Source organism: Phaeobacter sp. PT47_59, from assembly GCF_028890025.1.
In the GTDB taxonomy this organism is placed as follows: Bacteria; Pseudomonadota; Alphaproteobacteria; order Rhodobacterales; family Rhodobacteraceae; genus Phycobacter.
Genome location: NZ_JARCJL010000027.1, coordinates 32,417 through 47,439, shown reverse-complemented (window position 1 = coordinate 47,439; position 15,023 = coordinate 32,417). Strand labels below are relative to the sequence as shown.

At 62.6% G+C, this 15,023-nt stretch carries 20 protein-coding genes and 2 tRNA genes; 14 read left to right on the top strand and 8 right to left on the bottom strand.

The window, feature by feature from the left end; translation table 11 throughout:
• The 4 genes from PXK01_RS18650 to PXK01_RS18635 all read left to right on the top strand — a co-directional run bounded on the left by PXK01_RS18650 (position 1) and on the right by PXK01_RS18635 (position 2,860).
• Positions 1-75: transfer RNA gene (locus PXK01_RS18650), tRNA-Gly, on the top strand.
• A gap of 149 nt (positions 76-224) precedes the next feature.
• A tRNA-Gly gene (locus PXK01_RS18645) sits at positions 225-299 on the top strand.
• A gap of 188 nt (positions 300-487) precedes the next feature.
• Positions 488-1,840, top strand: a complete 1,353-nt coding sequence (locus PXK01_RS18640) for an aminotransferase (protein WP_274861252.1) — start codon at positions 488-490, stop codon at positions 1,838-1,840.
• Positions 1,841-1,987: 147 nt separating this feature from the next.
• A complete protein-coding gene (locus PXK01_RS18635) occupies positions 1,988-2,860 on the top strand; it encodes a calcium-binding protein (protein ID WP_274861251.1) in 873 nt (290 codons plus the stop codon).
• A 53-nt stretch (positions 2,861-2,913) separates the two neighbouring features.
• Here the strand turns inward: PXK01_RS18635 and PXK01_RS18630 are convergent, their stop codons facing one another.
• Positions 2,914-3,153, bottom strand: a complete 240-nt coding sequence (locus tag PXK01_RS18630) for an Lrp/AsnC family transcriptional regulator (RefSeq protein WP_274848312.1) — start codon at positions 3,151-3,153, stop codon at positions 2,914-2,916.
• A 214-nt stretch (positions 3,154-3,367) separates the two neighbouring features.
• On the opposite strand from PXK01_RS18630, the gene hisB reads away from it, so the two are divergent.
• The gene (gene hisB, locus PXK01_RS18625; protein WP_274848313.1) at positions 3,368-3,955 is read left to right on the top strand and encodes an imidazoleglycerol-phosphate dehydratase HisB; all 588 of its coding nucleotides are present in this window, start codon (positions 3,368-3,370) and stop codon (positions 3,953-3,955) included.
• A 7-nt stretch (positions 3,956-3,962) separates the two neighbouring features.
• On the opposite strand, the gene PXK01_RS18620 is transcribed toward hisB, so the two are convergent.
• Positions 3,963-4,598 carry a DUF2306 domain-containing protein gene (locus PXK01_RS18620; RefSeq protein WP_274861250.1) on the bottom strand — a complete coding sequence of 212 codons (636 nt, stop codon included), beginning with the start codon at positions 4,596-4,598 and terminating at the stop codon, positions 3,963-3,965.
• Between the two features lie 105 nt (positions 4,599-4,703).
• Here PXK01_RS18620 and PXK01_RS18615 point away from each other — a divergent pair, with 105 nt between their 5' ends.
• Both PXK01_RS18615 and hisH read left to right on the top strand, forming a co-directional pair.
• Positions 4,704-5,312, top strand: coding sequence for a TetR/AcrR family transcriptional regulator (locus PXK01_RS18615; RefSeq protein WP_274861249.1), 609 nt, complete (start codon positions 4,704-4,706; stop codon positions 5,310-5,312).
• Between the two features lie 55 nt (positions 5,313-5,367).
• Complete coding sequence (gene hisH / locus PXK01_RS18610; protein ID WP_274861248.1) at positions 5,368-6,006, top strand: imidazole glycerol phosphate synthase subunit HisH; 639 nt, start codon at positions 5,368-5,370, stop codon at positions 6,004-6,006.
• 13 nt (positions 6,007-6,019) lie between these two features.
• Here the strand turns inward: hisH and PXK01_RS18605 are convergent, their stop codons facing one another.
• Positions 6,020-6,748 (bottom strand): helix-turn-helix transcriptional regulator, encoded by a 729-nt coding sequence (locus PXK01_RS18605; RefSeq protein WP_274861247.1) that lies wholly within the window; start codon positions 6,746-6,748, stop codon positions 6,020-6,022.
• Positions 6,749-6,880: 132 nt separating this feature from the next.
• Here PXK01_RS18605 and PXK01_RS18600 point away from each other — a divergent pair, with 132 nt between their 5' ends.
• The 3 genes from PXK01_RS18600 (at position 6,881) to PXK01_RS18590 (ending at position 9,054) form a co-directional block, all read left to right on the top strand.
• On the top strand, positions 6,881-7,417 hold the full coding sequence (locus PXK01_RS18600; RefSeq protein WP_274861246.1) for a peroxiredoxin-like family protein: 537 nt from the start codon (positions 6,881-6,883) through the stop codon (positions 7,415-7,417).
• A 361-nt stretch (positions 7,418-7,778) separates the two neighbouring features.
• Entirely contained in the window at positions 7,779-8,651 is an 873-nt protein-coding gene (locus tag PXK01_RS18595) for a calcium-binding protein (RefSeq protein WP_274848319.1), read from the top strand.
• Between the two features lie 151 nt (positions 8,652-8,802).
• On the top strand, positions 8,803-9,054 hold the full coding sequence (locus tag PXK01_RS18590) for a WGR domain-containing protein (RefSeq protein ID WP_274861244.1): 252 nt from the start codon (positions 8,803-8,805) through the stop codon (positions 9,052-9,054).
• Between the two features lie 24 nt (positions 9,055-9,078).
• Here PXK01_RS18590 and PXK01_RS18585 read toward each other — a convergent pair whose 3' ends face one another.
• Entirely contained in the window at positions 9,079-9,477 is a 399-nt protein-coding gene (locus PXK01_RS18585) for a DUF2147 domain-containing protein (RefSeq protein ID WP_274848321.1), read from the bottom strand.
• A 160-nt stretch (positions 9,478-9,637) separates the two neighbouring features.
• Between PXK01_RS18585 and hisA the strand changes: the two genes are divergently transcribed.
• From hisA to PXK01_RS18565, 4 genes are all read left to right on the top strand, one after another.
• Positions 9,638-10,360, top strand: a complete 723-nt coding sequence (gene hisA, locus PXK01_RS18580) for a 1-(5-phosphoribosyl)-5-[(5-phosphoribosylamino)methylideneamino]imidazole-4-carboxamide isomerase (RefSeq protein WP_274861242.1) — start codon at positions 9,638-9,640, stop codon at positions 10,358-10,360.
• 124 nt (positions 10,361-10,484) lie between these two features.
• Complete coding sequence (locus PXK01_RS18575; protein ID WP_274861241.1) at positions 10,485-10,967, top strand: DUF2867 domain-containing protein; 483 nt, start codon at positions 10,485-10,487, stop codon at positions 10,965-10,967.
• Positions 10,968-11,006: 39 nt separating this feature from the next.
• A complete protein-coding gene (gene hisF / locus PXK01_RS18570; protein WP_274861239.1) occupies positions 11,007-11,768 on the top strand; it encodes an imidazole glycerol phosphate synthase subunit HisF in 762 nt (253 codons plus the stop codon).
• 11 nt (positions 11,769-11,779) lie between these two features.
• Complete coding sequence (locus tag PXK01_RS18565) at positions 11,780-12,097, top strand: phosphoribosyl-ATP diphosphatase (RefSeq protein WP_274861237.1); 318 nt, start codon at positions 11,780-11,782, stop codon at positions 12,095-12,097.
• 370 nt (positions 12,098-12,467) lie between these two features.
• Here the strand turns inward: PXK01_RS18565 and PXK01_RS18560 are convergent, their stop codons facing one another.
• The 4 genes from PXK01_RS18560 to rlmB form a co-directional block, all read right to left on the bottom strand.
• Positions 12,468-12,938: a CoA-binding protein gene (locus PXK01_RS18560; protein ID WP_274861236.1), complete on the bottom strand. Its 471-nt coding sequence runs from the start codon at positions 12,936-12,938 to the stop codon at positions 12,468-12,470.
• 228 nt (positions 12,939-13,166) lie between these two features.
• The gene (locus PXK01_RS18555) at positions 13,167-13,640 is read right to left on the bottom strand and encodes a YHS domain-containing (seleno)protein (RefSeq protein WP_274861235.1); all 474 of its coding nucleotides are present in this window, start codon (positions 13,638-13,640) and stop codon (positions 13,167-13,169) included.
• Positions 13,641-13,786: 146 nt separating this feature from the next.
• Positions 13,787-14,080 (bottom strand): hypothetical protein, encoded by a 294-nt coding sequence (locus tag PXK01_RS18550; RefSeq protein WP_274848331.1) that lies wholly within the window; start codon positions 14,078-14,080, stop codon positions 13,787-13,789.
• A gap of 71 nt (positions 14,081-14,151) precedes the next feature.
• The gene (rlmB, locus tag PXK01_RS18545; RefSeq protein WP_274861234.1) at positions 14,152-14,943 is read right to left on the bottom strand and encodes a 23S rRNA (guanosine(2251)-2'-O)-methyltransferase RlmB; all 792 of its coding nucleotides are present in this window, start codon (positions 14,941-14,943) and stop codon (positions 14,152-14,154) included.
• Positions 14,944-15,023 lie beyond the last annotated feature (80 nt).

Here is a 15,023-nt window from a genome sequence, read left to right as displayed (position 1 = left end):
GCGGGCGTAGCTCAGGGGTAGAGCATAACCTTGCCAAGGTTAGGGTCGGGCGTTCGAATCGCCTCGCCCGCTCCATTCGAAACAAAGGGCCGCCTTCTAGGGCGGCCTTTTTGTTTGCCCCCTTTCGCCCCCTTCGGAATGGCAAAACAAATTCACAGCAGAGCGACATTTTCCGCTTGCAGGCTGCGGGCGGATTTCCTATTCACCGCCCACCGAATGGCAGCGCGGGCGTAGCTCAGGGGTAGAGCATAACCTTGCCAAGGTTAGGGTCGGGCGTTCGAATCGCCTCGCCCGCTCCATTCGAAACAAAAGGCCGTCCCTTGGGGCGGCCTTTGTGTTTTCAAGGGTACAGCACCCGCCTTCCGCCTTTTGATCAAATTCCTTTTGACGCCGCAGCGAAATCGGGCCAATGCTTGCGCCAGCGGCATATCGCCAGTCTTTCCGACCCGCGCCCGCCCTTGCGTTTCTTTCTCAAAGGAGTTCAGCCATGGCCCCTGTCATCTATCCCACCACCAACCTCACCGCGACGGAACAGCTGTGCCTGGACCATGCCAAGGGGATCTATGTCTACGACAAGGACGGCAAGGAATATATCGAAGGATTGGCGGGCCTGTGGTGCACCTCGCTGGGCTATGGCAACGCGGAGGTGATCGAGGCCATTACGGAGCAGCTGACCAAGCTCTCGTTCTCGCACACCTTCGGCGGCAAGACCCATGAGCCGATCCAGCAACTGGCGGATAAGCTGAAGGCCATGGTCCCGGTCGAGGATGCCTACTTCTTCTTCGGCAACTCCGGCTCGGACGCCAATGACACCCACTACAAGATGCTGCGCTACTACTTCAACGCCATCGGCAAGCCTGAAAAGCGCAAGATCATCACCCGTGAGCGCGGCTATCACGGGGTGACCGTGGCAGCAGGCTCTCTGACCTCCCTGCCCGCGAACCTGGCGCATTTCGACGCGCCGGTGGAGGCGCTGCATATCCTGCGATCGGATGCGCCGCATTACTACACGGGCCGCAAGGGCAACGAGACCGAAGCGCAATTCGTGGACCGCATCATCGACAACCTGGAACAGCAGATCATCGCCGAAGACCCCGATACCATCGCCGCGATGATCGTGGAGCCGATCACCGGTGCCTCGGGCGTGATCGTGCCCCCCGAAGGCTATTACGAGAAGCTGCAGGCGGTGCTGCGCAAGCATGGCATCCTGGTCTGGGCAGATGAGGTGATCACCGGTTTCGGCCGCACCGGCAATGATTTCGGCTGCACCACCATGGGCATCAAACCGGATCTGATGACCTTTGCCAAACAGCTGTCCTCGGCCTATTTCCCGATCTCGGCCAGCGTCATTCCCGGCTGGATGTACAAGGAAATGGTCGCCCCTTCGAACGAGGTCGGCGTCTTTGGTCACGGCTATACCTATTCCGGCCACCCCGCCGCCTGCGCCGCCGCCCTGAAGACGCTGGAAATCTACGAGCGCGACAACCTCTTTGGCCATGCCGCCGAGGTGGGTGAGCACATGCAGGACCAATTGCGCGCGATTTTCACCGATCACCCGCTGGTAGGTGAAGTGCGCGGCAAGGGTCTGATCGCCGCGCTGGAACTGGTCTCGAACAAGACCACCGGCGCCAGCTTTGAAAAAGGCGCCGCGGGCGCCGTGGCGCAGAAGCTGTGCGAGGAAAACGGCCTGATCCTGCGCGCGGTTGCGGGCAATGCCGTTGCGCTGTGTCCGCCGCTGATCATCACCAAGGCCGAAGTGGACGAGATGCTGAAGCGGCTGAAGGCCTCGATCGATACCGCCTATGAGCGGCTGAAGGACCAGGGGCTGATCGCCGCCTGATCGACTGATACCGCTTGCGCTCTTGAACAGCGGGGAAAACCGGGGACGGTTTTCCCCTTTCGTGTTTCGGGAAGAACTCCATCCTGCAGGTGATTTACATTTCTTCGCCCCGCCCTGTGTCGGGGATCAGTCATTTGGAGTTCGCTAATGGTACGTTATGTTGTCGATGGTCGCCAAGTTACAGATCAGGCCGGTAGCGGCATTGGCTGGCTGTCCTTTCAATTTCGCTTGGGCGCCGAGGTCACCGATACATCTGCAACCGGGTTTACCTTGAACCGGCCTCAGCTTCCGGCCATTCCCGGCCTGCCCAGCACCCCGGACCCGGCGCCAGATGTCTATTCGGGCACCAATCTCACATTTACCGATGTGACCCTGTTCGGCACCACGCTTGCCACGCCCAGCTCGGGAACCATCACCAGCGTCAGGGAGGCGGGCACCGATTTCACCACCATAGCGACCGGGCTGAACATCGATGCCGCCGATTTCTACCGTGTCTCGGCAACATCGGGAAATCGCGACAATGTACGCCTGCTGGAACAGGTCTTCAGCGGCAGCGACGAATTCCTTGGCGGCGACCTGCGGGACAAGTTCAACGGCTTTGCGGGCAACGACGACATTGATGGCCGCCTTGGCAATGACAGGCTCTGGGGCGGAAAGGGCCACGACACGCTGACCGGCGGCAATGGCAATGACAGCCTCAAGGGCGGTTCAGGAAACGACTTCCTGCGGGGCGGTCGTGGCAACGACACCCTGGAAGGCGGCAAGGGCGATGACCGGCTGCATGGCAGTGTGGGCGAGGACGTCTTTGTCTTCAAAGGCGGGCGCCTGGGCACCGACACGATTGAGAACCTGAACATCCGACAGGATCAGATCCAGATCCAGCATCGCTCGGTCACGGATTTCTCGGATCTTACCCTGACCCAGGTCGGCAGCGACACCCATGTGGAATACGCAAATACGACCATCATTCTTGAGAACGCCGACCTAGCAGGTCTCTCAAGCACCCTGTTCATTTTCTGAAGTAAAAAGACCGGGATGGGGTCTGGCACAGGTCCGACCCCATCCGTGTTCGATCAGAACACCTTGTAGGTCATCGTGGTGAGCGAGCGCTCGATATTGGGGATCACCAGCAGGTGGTCGTTGATGTATTTACCGACATCCTCGCCTTTGGGGATGTAGAGCTTCATCAACAGATCGTATTCGCCGCTGGTGGAGTAAAGCTCGGAGTGGATTTCCCGCAGCGCGATCTCCTCGGCGACCTTGTAGGTGGTGCCGGGTTTGCAGCGGATCTGGATGAAAACGCAGGTCGACATGGGCGTCCCTTTATTGGGTTTTCCGGAAGAACGATTTGGCCGCAAAGCTGGCACAGCGCGCAGGCAGGCGCAATCCCACACATGTGGATGCAACAGATGCCGGAGTTTCGTCCTGCGCGCTCTTGAGTGCCATGGCCTGACAGCCCTATAAGCGCAGCACCGGCCCAAAGGCACCACATGGCACTTGGGCAGCTTGACGAAGGATGGCCCGCCGATGCGCACCGCTCAGATCACCCGTTCCACCGCCGAGACCGAGATTTCGGTGGAGATCAACCTTGATGGCACCGGGGCTTACGACAACCAGACCGGTGTCGGCTTTTTCGATCACATGCTGGACCAGCTGGCGCGGCACTCGCTGATCGACATGACCATCCGCGCCAAGGGTGACTATCACATCGACGATCACCACACGGTCGAGGACACCGGCATCGCGCTGGGTCAGGCTTTGGTCAAGGCCCTGGGCGACAAGAAGGGCATCCGCCGCTATGGCGAATGCCACCTGCCGATGGATGATGCCCAGGTGCGCTGCGCGCTGGACCTGTCGGCGCGCCCCTTCCTGATCTGGAACGTGACCCTGCCGACGCCCAAGATCGGCACCTTCGACACCGAATTGGTGCGCGAGTTCTTCCAGGCACTCAGCACCCATGGCGGCATCACCCTGCATATCGACCAGATCCACGGCTTCAACAGCCACCACATCGCCGAGGCGACCTTCAAGGCCGTCGCCCGCGCCCTGCGCGACGCGGTCGAGACCGATCCGCGCAAAGGCGATGCGATCCCCTCGACCAAGGGCGCGCTCTGACGCGGCCTTATGCCGTGGCGCCCATCGGCGCGCCACGGCCCCGGCGCAGGATCCATTCGGCCAGCACCAGATTGGGCACCCAGGCCAGCCAGCAGATGATCGGATAGCTGGCCTCGAACCCCACCGTGACCGCTCCGATCGGCAGGTAGATCCGCAGGGTCACGGCAGCCAGCGTCAGCGCGGCGGAGCGGATCATCCAGACCCGGTGCTGCGCGATCCGGCGGGCCATGGCGTGCCGGATCGCCACCCCCGTGGTCCAAAGCCAGAAAACCGACAACAGCCCCAGGCCAACCGCGGCCACCGGCCCCTCTTCGGTTGTATAGGCCAGCCACAGGCCACTCACCCCCGCCAGAAGAATCGCAGCGCCATAGAGGCGCCCCAGCCAGCGGTGCACCGCCGGGCGCGCCTTTCGCAGACCGTTCGAGAATTGCAGCGGCAAGAGCGCCAGCGCAATCGGCGCAAGCCCAATGTGCAGGTAGAACATCAAGGGCCGCTCCAGCGCGTGATGCAGCATCGCGGGCATCACCAGGGCGATATCGGCAATCAGGAAGCGATAGGATCCGACCGCGATCAGCAGCGCCGAGACCCACATCGCAGTGACGACCCATTTCGGATAGTCCTTGATCCTTGTTTTGGTCGGCATCTTCTCTCTCCTTGCACCATTGGTCGGGTAAATCTTTACACTGTCAAGTCCATCCAACATAGGCCACAACTTGACGGCGTCAAGATCTCCGGTGATAAAGCTGCCATGACCAAAGGACCCCTGAAGAGCCGCCATCACCACGGCGACCTCAAACCTGCGCTGATCAAGGCGGGTATCGATCTATTGGAGGAAGGCGGGATCAATGCGCTCTCCTTGCGCAAATGCGCAGCCCGGGCCGGGGTCTCCCATGCGGCCCCCGCGCATCACTTCGACGGTCTGGCGGGGCTGAAGCAGGCCATCGCCGAAGAGGGCTTTCACCTGTTCTCCTCCTACCTGCAGGGGGCCTGTGACAGCGGCCCGCAGGACCCCAAGGGGCGGCTCAGGTCGCTGTGCCGGGGCTATCTGCAATTCGGGCTGGATCACCCGGGCATTCTGGCGGTGATCTTTGGCGATCAGGGGCTGGCGGGGCTTGTGCATGGCGGTGGCAAGGAAAAGGCCGACGCCTATCTGACCCTGCGCGCGGTGGCGGCGCCCTTTGTGGCCCCCGGACAGGATCGGCTGGTCGTGGAAACCCAGATCTGGTCGCTGATCCACGGCTTCACCCTATTGTATCTGGCCGGAGAGTTCGGCAGCCCGCCCCCGCCCATCGACGAAGGGCCATTCGCGCAGGTGATTGCCTTGCTGGGCGCGTTGCACCCCGCATCCGCCCCTTGACCCCGCAGCCATTATTGGCCACTTCACAACGGGCAAGACAGGAAGGACCCCGGCAATGCTGACGGCGATCATCGACTACGAAAGCGGCAATCTCCACTCTGCCGAAAAAGCCTTTCAACGCATGGCGCAGGAAGTCGACGCAGGCGAGGTGGTAGTGACCTCCGACGCCGATGTGGTGGCCCGTGCCGACCGGCTGGTGCTGCCCGGCGATGGCGCCTTTCCCGCCTGCGCGGCCGAGCTGCGCGGTCACAAGGGCATCTATGATGCCATGGTCCACGCGGTTGAGGACAAGGGCCGCCCCTTCCTTGGCATCTGCGTCGGCATGCAGCTGATGGCCACCACGGGCCATGAATATGAGGACACGCCAGGTCTTGATTGGGTCGGCGGCGATGTTGTGAAGATCACGCCACAGGATCCTGCCCTGAAGGTGCCGCATATGGGCTGGAACGATCTGGTGATCGATCATGATCACCCGGTGTTTGCGGGGATCTCCTCGGGCGATCACTGCTATTTCGTGCACTCCTATCATTTCCGCGTCAGCGATCCGGCAGAACGGCTGGCGCATGTGGACTACGGCGGCGATGTCACTGCGGTCATCGGCAAGGGCACCATGCTGGGCATGCAGTTCCACCCGGAGAAAAGCCAGCACGTTGGCCTACGGATGATCGGCAACTTCCTGACCTGGAAACCCTGATCCGAGTGCCGGGTCAGGCAGCGCCTTTGCGCAAGCTGACCGGCGCACAGCCATAGGCACGACGAAAGGCGCGGGTAAATCCTTCGGGCGTCTCGTAGGCATAGCGCCGCGCCACCGCCTCGACCCGGTCGCCGCGCAGAAGATCCTGCCGCGCCAGGGTCAGCCGCCAGCGGCGCAGATAGCTGATCGGCGTTTCGCCCAGCTGCAGCGCAAACAGTTCCGAAAACCGCGACGGCGACAGACCGGCCTCGGAGGCCAGATCCTGCATGGTCCAGACCCGACCCGGATGATCATGCATCGCCACGATCGCGCGGGCCAGACGCAGATCCGACAAGCCAGCCAGCAGCCCCGGCTGCGTCGTGCCGACCTCGATCAGATGGCGCAGCAGCCGCACCATGGCCGCCTGGCCAAGGCCCGCCAGGATGCTTTGCGCCCCGCAGCGGCGCAGCTCCACCTCCTGCCGGATCAGATCGAGGACCGCCCGCAGCTCCGGCGCCTGGTCAAGCTGTACCTCCACCCGGTCCGGCAGCGCAGCCACCAGCGGATTATGGGCCCCCGCCCACTCCACCCGCAAGGCAAGGCAGGCCTGCGGCGCGGGCGGCGCGGCCGGGGTGCCGGGGTGAAAGACAAGATGCGACAACCCCGCCGCCCCATCGCCATAGGCAAGCAGAGTGGCAGTCTCGGGCTCTGCCAGATCCACCGCCATGCGAAAGCGCGCCATCAGGCTCGACAATCTGTCCATTCCCGCTCCTCCAACCGGAAGTTTCGGAATAAATGTCAGATTATTCGGAATTATCAAGCATGAAATTGGTTCATAGAGAGCGCACCACCACTCACGGGCACACCGCCCGCTGTCAATCGAAGGAGACCTTTCATGCTGATGCCACGTCAGAAAACCCCGAACCTTTCCCTGCCCCTGTTGGGCGGGGGCACCTTCGATCTGGCCACCGAGACCAGCAGCCGCGGCACCGTGATCTGCTTTTACCGCGGCCTGCATTGCCCGATCTGCGCCAACTACCTGAAAGAGCTGGAAAAGAAGACTGCCGATTTCGCAGAACGCGGTGTCGGCACCATCGCCATCAGTTCGGACGGAGAAGAGCGCACCCGCGAGATCGCCGAAAAGGTCGAGGCCAAGGGCCTGCGCTTTGCCTATGACCTGCCCCTGCAACTGGCCAAGGACTGGGGGCTCTATATCTCCACCTCGCGCGGCAAGACCTCCATTGGCATCGAGGAACCGGCGCTGTTTTCCGAGCCCGGCCTGTTCATGGTGACGCCCGAGCAGACGCTTTACTACGGATCGGTGCAGACCATGCCTTTCGTGCGGCCGCATTTCTCGGAACTGGTCTCGGCGCTGGATTTTGCCATCGCCAACGACTACCCGGCGCGTGGCGAATACACCGGCGCGCTCTGAGGTCTTCCCCCTCATGCCGGAGTTCAGGATCAATGGACCCGGCGCCCAAGCAAACACCCCTGACACCGGGCCGCCTTTGGGCGGCCCAAACCGTTCGCGCATATCGTATTCCGGCAATATCGGCTCCTGCAAAAACGGCCGGATCCGCGCCCATCATTCTTGACAGATTTAATCGGTTAAAATAGCACGTCAGTGCCAGGTATCGGAAACGCCAACCAGAGCCTTCCAGTCGTCGTGCCAAGCGAAGCATCGCGCACAGGCTAACCCAGCAATTCGCAACACTTCGCAATGCAATCACTCGGGGGACCGAGCCGTGGCAGCTTTTGCCATGGCGACAGCCATCCCCGGCACAGGAGATGCCATGACGATCACCATTACAACCGGGCACCGCCAGGTCACCGATTTCAGCGCCTATCTTGAGGATTACACCGAAAACTTCGAAGCAGCCGGACGCGGCGCCTTCTCGAACGGGGTCACCGGCGACTATGCCCGCTCCGAAGCGGAACTTGGCGAAACCGCCGATGACAGTGCCCAGGCCTATATCATGCGGGACGAAGTCACCTACAGCATGAGCACCCACACGCTGAGCGGGTCGGTCAATCAGGTCGAATTCGGATACGGGGCAACAGCAACCGAGGGCGCAGGCGGCACGGCGCTTGAACTGGAACAGCTGGATTACTCCATCGAGTTTTCCCCTGCCGTCACCGGCAGCGATCTGATCTATGCCGTCATCAATGCCGATCTGGCCGAGCTGGTCAACCACCTGAAGGATGACGACATTCTCTTCAAAGGCGCGGCGGGCAAGGATGTCTTCACCGGCTATGCCAACGATGACACCCTGAAGGGCTTCAAGGGGGCCGACAAACTGTCTGGCGGCAAGGGCGACGACACCCTGCTGGGCGGCGGCGGCAAGGATCTCTTGCGCGGCGGTGAAGGCGACGACGCCCTGAACGGCGGCAAGGGCAACGACAAGATCTTCGGCGGCTCCGGGTCCGACACCTTCGTCTTTGCCGGAGAGTTCGGCCGCGATGTCATTCGGGATTTCGAAACCGGTGTGGATCAGCTGGATCTCTCCGCCCTGATGGATGAGGCAGGCAGCCTGCAGGACTTCAAGGACGCAAGCCGCGAAGCCAATGGCAACGTGATCTACGACCTTGGCGACGACGGGCAGAATGTCATCGTCCTGAAAGGTGTCAGCCTGGACGACCTGTCGGCAAGCGACTTCATCTTCTGATCCTCGGATCTGTTCTCCTACCCCTTCGTTCTTTGCGAGGGGGTAGGCCTATCCGCCTGTATTCGCGGCCCGATGCATGCGTCCGGCAATGGACAGGCTGCGCGCTTCGGGGCATATGGGGTGACATTGAAACCCGTTCAGGCCGCGCCCCTTGCAGATCAGACTGGAAAAATTCGACCACCACGGCGGGCGCCATCGCTATTGCGTGCTGAGCCTGAGCCAGACCCTGTTTGGCGATTGGTGCGTCAGCCAGGCCCTGGGGCCGATCGCCGCCCCCGGCGGGCGGGAACGGCGCAGCTATTTCAGCCACCACTGCGAGGCGCTGCAGCTGTTCGAGGCCGCGCGGGACCACCACCTTGGCCGCGGCTATGTGCCGATCCCGGTGCAACTGGGGCTGCTTTGATGTGCAGCAGCCAGCCCCGCCCGATCAGTTGACGCGTGTCCAGGTCTGGCCACGGCAGATCAACCCGCCGGCAACACAGCCCTTCACCTCCAGCTGGTTGCCATTCAGCGACATCTTGGACTTATAGGTCTTGTCCGCATCCGGCGCCCAGATCTTGCCACCGGAATAGCTGCCGTTGCCGTCAGCTTTCATGTCCCAGATCAGCCGCTTGCCGAGGTGTTCATAATCGGCTGTCACCCCGCCCCCGGCGCCATAGGCCTTGGCGATAGTGCCGCAGATGCTGGCACCGCAAGGGGCGATATCCACGTGCAGGTAGCCGCCTTCCTCGCCCTCCTGGGTTTTCCACTTGCCCGCAACCTGATCGGCCCAGGCGCCGGTGGCCAGTGTCAGCGCCATCGCCACCCCGTATGTGAATGTCTTCATGGTCTATCCTCCCTCTTTGATCCCAGTTTGGCGCGACAGCCCCGTTTCAGGCAAGGTTGACTTTGGGTCGCGTTGCAATCCCGGCGCCTGCCTGCCATAGAACCGGCAAAACCCTGCCACTTCTCAGGGCCGCCCCTGACAGATCACAAGGACCCTCGACATGATCCTTTACCCCGCAATCGACCTCAAGGATGGCCAGGCCGTGCGCCTTCTGCACGGGGACATGGACAAGACCACCGTGTTCAACGACAACCCCGCCGCCCAGGCGCTGGAGTTCGTCGCGGCGGGCTGTGAATGGCTGCACCTCGTGGACCTGAACGGTGCCTTTGCAGGCGAGCCGGTCAACGCCGCCCCGGTCGAGGAGATCCTGAAACAGTGCAAGGTCCCCGCGCAGCTGGGCGGCGGCATCCGCGACATGAAAACCATCGAGAACTGGATCGACAAGGGGCTGGCGCGCGTGATCCTGGGCACCGTGGCGGTCGAGAACCCCGATCTGGTGCGCGAGGCCGCACGTGATTTCCCCGGCAAGGTCGCCGTCGGCATCGACGCCCGCAACGGCCGCGTCGCCACCAAAGGCTGGGCCGAGGAAACCGATGTGATGGTCACCGATCTGGCAAAATCCTTCGAGGACGCAGGCGTTGCGGCGATCATCTACACCGACATCATGCGCGATGGCGCCATGAAGGGACCGAATGTGGAGGCGACAGCGGATCTGGCCAATGCGGTCTCGATCCCGGTCATCGCTTCGGGCGGGGTGTCCTCACTAGATGACCTGCGCGCGCTGAAATCCTGCGGTGCGCCGCTGAACGGCGCCATCTCGGGCCGCGCGCTTTATGATGGCGCCATCGACCTGGGTGAGGCGCTGGCTCTGTTGAAAGACTGACCCTACAGCGCCAAAGCAAAGCGGCTTTCAGATCAGACCCGGTTGCCCTGCGGCACCGGGTCTCTTTGTCTTGCCTGTCCAACTGCGGTTGACTGCCCCTATTGATTGATCAGACAGGTGCCCCATGGTCGCTATTTCGAAAACCCCATTGCCCGGACACGCTCGCCTTTGGCAGGAGGTTCAGCCCGGAGATTTCATCGACGGATACGCCGTTCAAAGTCCCCTTTCGCCCCGCGCCGCTGCCGATCTGGGTTTGACCCTGCCGAACTGGGGGCAGGCGCTGCTGAAGCTGCGCAACCGTATCGTGGCTCCCCTCGGCCTCAAGACCGACGTCTCTGACCAGGGTGCGGATGCGATCTTTCCTGTGGTCCATGAAGACGCCCAGGAACTGATCCTGGGCACGAACGACCGGCACCTCGATTTCCGCATCTGCGTGATGCAGGAGGCAGGCCGCATCCACATGGCGACCTGGGTTCACCGCAACAACCTTCTGGGGCGCTTCTACCTCATGGCAGTGATGCCCTTTCACGTGCTGATCGTGCGCGATTCGATGCGCCGCATCGCCAGACACTCCGCCCCGATTGCATCCGGGCCCCGCGGTCAGTAAAGACAGAGCAACACTGCCGCGATCAAGGGCCAATACCTAATGCTGAAAACCCGCATCATCCCCTGTCTCGATGTTGCCGATGGCCGCGTGGTCAAGGGCGTGAACTTCGTCGGTCTGCGCGACGCGGGCGATCCGGTGGAGGCCGCCAAGGCCTATGATGCAGCCGGCGCTGACGAGATCTGCTTTCTCGACATCCACGCCACCCATGAAAACCGTGGCACCATGTTCGACATGGTGCGCCGCACTGCCGAACAATGTTTCGTGCCCCTTACGGTGGGCGGCGGCGTGCGCAGCAAGGACGACGTGCGTGCACTGCTGCTGGCGGGTGCGGACAAGGTCTCTTTCAACTCCGCCGCCGTCGCCAACCCCGACGTGGTGGCCGAGGCCGCCGCGCAATTCGGCAGCCAGTGCATCGTGGTGGCGATCGACGCCAAGACCGTCGCGCCGGGCAAATGGGAGATCTTCACCCACGGCGGACGCCGCGAAACCGGCATCGACGCGGTGGAATTCGCCAGGACCGTGGTGGCCAAGGGCGCAGGCGAGATCCTCCTGACCTCGATGGACCGGGACGGCACCAAATCCGGCTTCAACCTGCCCCTCACGCGCGCCATTTCCGATGCCGTGGATGTTCCAGTGATCGCCTCGGGCGGGGTCGGCACGCTCGATCACCTGGTTGAAGGCGTCACCGAAGGCGGTGCCTCGGCGGTGCTTGCCGCCTCGATCTTCCATTTCGGGGAATACACCATCCAGGAGGCCAAGGAGCACATGGCCGCCGCCGGCATCCCGATGCGGTTGAGCTGAAAGGGAAAGTGATGCGCCTCTTACACGACCTCGAAGCCACCATCCTCTCCCGCAAGGGCGCCGATCCCGACACCTCCTGGACCGCGAAACTCCTGTCCAAGGGCCCCGAAAAATGCGCCGAGAAATTCGGCGAGGAAGCCATCGAGGCCATCATCGAGGCGGTGAAGGACGACAAGGCGAAACTCGCCAGCGAAGGCGCCGATGTGCTCTATCATTTCCTGGTGATGCTGGCCGCCCGCGACGTGGCGCTGGACGATGTACTTGCAGTCCTGGCTGAGCGTCAGGGCCTCAGCGGCATCGCAGAAAAGGCTGCCCGTCCAAAGGGCTGACCCCACACCCGGAGCGCAAGCAAGGAAGCCCTCCCGCGCCTGCGGATGCCCCGGCTCCGCCGGAAACCTCCTGGCAGCCTTGGGCCCGGCAGCGCGCCAGAGGCGCCCTGCGCCCACGCGAGATAGAGACCGCCCCCCGATCTGATCCGGGTCAAGGGCCGCGCCTGCGGCCGCGCGGCACGCGCGGTTCACCCTTGAGGCGGTTCTGATCGGAGATAAACTCGATATGGCGCTTCAGGGCAGACCTGCCCCTGAAGCGCCTCTCAGCGACAAGAACCGCCGCGCGCCAGCGCGGCGCGCGGCCCAACGGGAGCCTGCCGATCTATGATCTGCAAGGCGACGGACGGGAGCCCTCCCCTGCCCGCAGCCCCTAAAGTTTCGAGGAAATGATCCCGGTGGCAAAACCACCCATGCGCAGCTCTCCGAACAGGCGCTGGTATTCGATCTTGGGACAGCGGTTCTGGATCACATCGACCCCGCGCACCTCGGCCTGAGCCGCGGCTTCGGCATGCTGCACACCGATCTGCATCCAGATGGTCTGCAGGTCCGGGAACAAGTCCAGCGCCTCTTCCACGATCGCAGGCACCGCTTCGGACTTGCGGAAGATATCGACCATATCCACCGGCACATCGATCTCCGACAGGCTGGCGCGCACGGTCTCTCCGAACAGCCTCTTGCCCGCATGGCCCGGATTGACCGGGATCACCCGATACCCCTTGAGGCTCAGATAACGCGCCACATAGTAGCTCGGGCGCACCGGATTCGTCGAAACGCCCACCACGGCCACCGTCCGGGTGCGTTTCAGGATCTTGCGCAGATGGTCATCGCTATAGTCGGTCATGGCCAGACCCTACTGCGCAACCTGCCTGCGGAAAACCCGAATTCGACCGCGCCACCGCCTCGAAACACTGCCAGGCATGACATACACGCTCCCAACAAAAAAACGCCCGGGACAGTTCCCGGGCGAAAGGTATGGAACGAGGGACAGTGAAAAAGCTCTCCGGTTGTTCCACTCCGAAGGCCTGATCTTCATGTGGGGGGCGCGACGGCCGATTTAAAGAGGCATCCGCTACTGTCGCAGCAGCCGGGGCCAATGGTCGCGGGCCTCGGCAATCATCTGACCGGCCCGCGCCCGCCACAGATCGCGCGCCGCAGCGCTGTGCAACAGGAACAACTCCCCATCGACAATCATCCAGACCTGCGGATCGCCACTGCTCAACCGCCCCTTCGACATGGCATAGGCGCAGTAGCCGCCGAACCTGGGCGCATAGGCCCGCGGGTTCATCTCGAACCGCAGCTGGTTGCTTGCAGAGGCGAACCTCCAGGTAACCCCTTTCCAGGTCACGGAATATCGCAACTCTCCGGCCACCGCATTGCCGCTTTCGAAATAGGCAACCGTGTCAAAGCCACCAATGGCAATCCCTTCGCGGGATGAAAACAGCATCATGTCGGCCATGGCCGGTTTCGGCTCCAGCCATGAGACAAGGCCAGCAAGCAGAAGGCACAGGCGTAAAACCAGGGGACGCAGGATCAAGTGGCGCACTCCACAACAGGGGTCAGGACAGCGACAGTCTGCCCCAGACATATCGCGCTGCAAAGATATGTGACGCAGTTGTGATCGCAAAGGCGGCGCGACGTCCCTCGCGGTGACAGCCCCGTTGCGGCCCGGCCCCAAAAATCGGCAGGAGATCAGTCGAAGATATCCTCGATCACGTCAAAGGCTTCGGACATCATCTTTTGAAACAGGCTTTTGCGTTTCTTGGGTTTCTTTGCCTTCACCGGCTTGCGCAGTGGCTTGTCGGGAACCGGCTGATGAGAGACCTTCGGACGGGGCGCGGCCCCGGATACCCCTGCGGGCGCCTTTGCCCCCTGGCCCGGGGTCAGGGGGCGGGCCTTTTGTGCCGACAGCGGCGCCCCGCAGGTGCCGCAGACCAGGGCCGACACGCCGCCGCCCCGGCCGCCCGAGATAAAGGCCGACTGCACGCCGCAATAGCAGCAGCTGATGATCTTTCCGCCCGGAATGCTCGAATGTACGATGCTTGCCTCCTATGCGCTCAGGATCGCTCCTTTGATGCATATAGGGCGATGGCCGCCGCATTTGAGACGTTGAGCGAGCCAAATCCGCCGCCAAAGTCGATTTTCACCAGGAAATCCACGGTTTCCTTGGTCTTCTGCCGCAGACCGGGCCCCTCGGCGCCCAGCACCAGAGCCACCGGCATGTCCTTGCGCCCCTTCAGCACCTGCTCGATGGTCTGCTCGGCCTCACCGTCAAGCCCCAGCACCAGAAAGCCCATGTTCTGCAGTTCCACGATGGTGTCGGCGAGGTTGCGCATACGCAGGTAGGGTTGCCGCTCCAGCGCGCCGCTGGCGGTCTTGGCCAGGGCGCCGGTTTCGGGTGCGGAATGATGGCGGGTGCCGATCACCGCACTGGCGCCCAGAACCTCGGCCGAGCGCAGGATGGCGCCGACGTTGTGCGGGTCGGTCACCCGGTCCAGCAGCAAGACACGCGGCACCTCGGCACCGATGCAGTTTTCCGCAAGGCTGCCCCAGTTCAGCGGTTTCACCTCCAGCGCCGCCCCCTGGTGTACCGAACCGGGATCAATCGGCGCCTTGAAACGGCGCGGATCCACCACCTCGGGTTCGATCCCCGCTTCCGCGATGGCCTCTTCCAGCTTGTTTTTCGCATTGAGCGTCACGATCAGGCGCAGTTTTTCCCGGGCCGGGTTCATCAGCGCATCGCGCACCGCATGCAGGCCGAACAGCCAGACGGTTTCGCTCACGCCCGCCTTCTTGGCCTGTTCCTTTTCGATCACCCACTGGGGTTTCTTGGTGGGTTTCTTGGACATGGATCTCTCCTGCAAAAGGAATTTCTGGCCAGCGCGGAAAACTTGGTATTTTCCTGTTGACGCCCGTTTGTGGCGCTAGT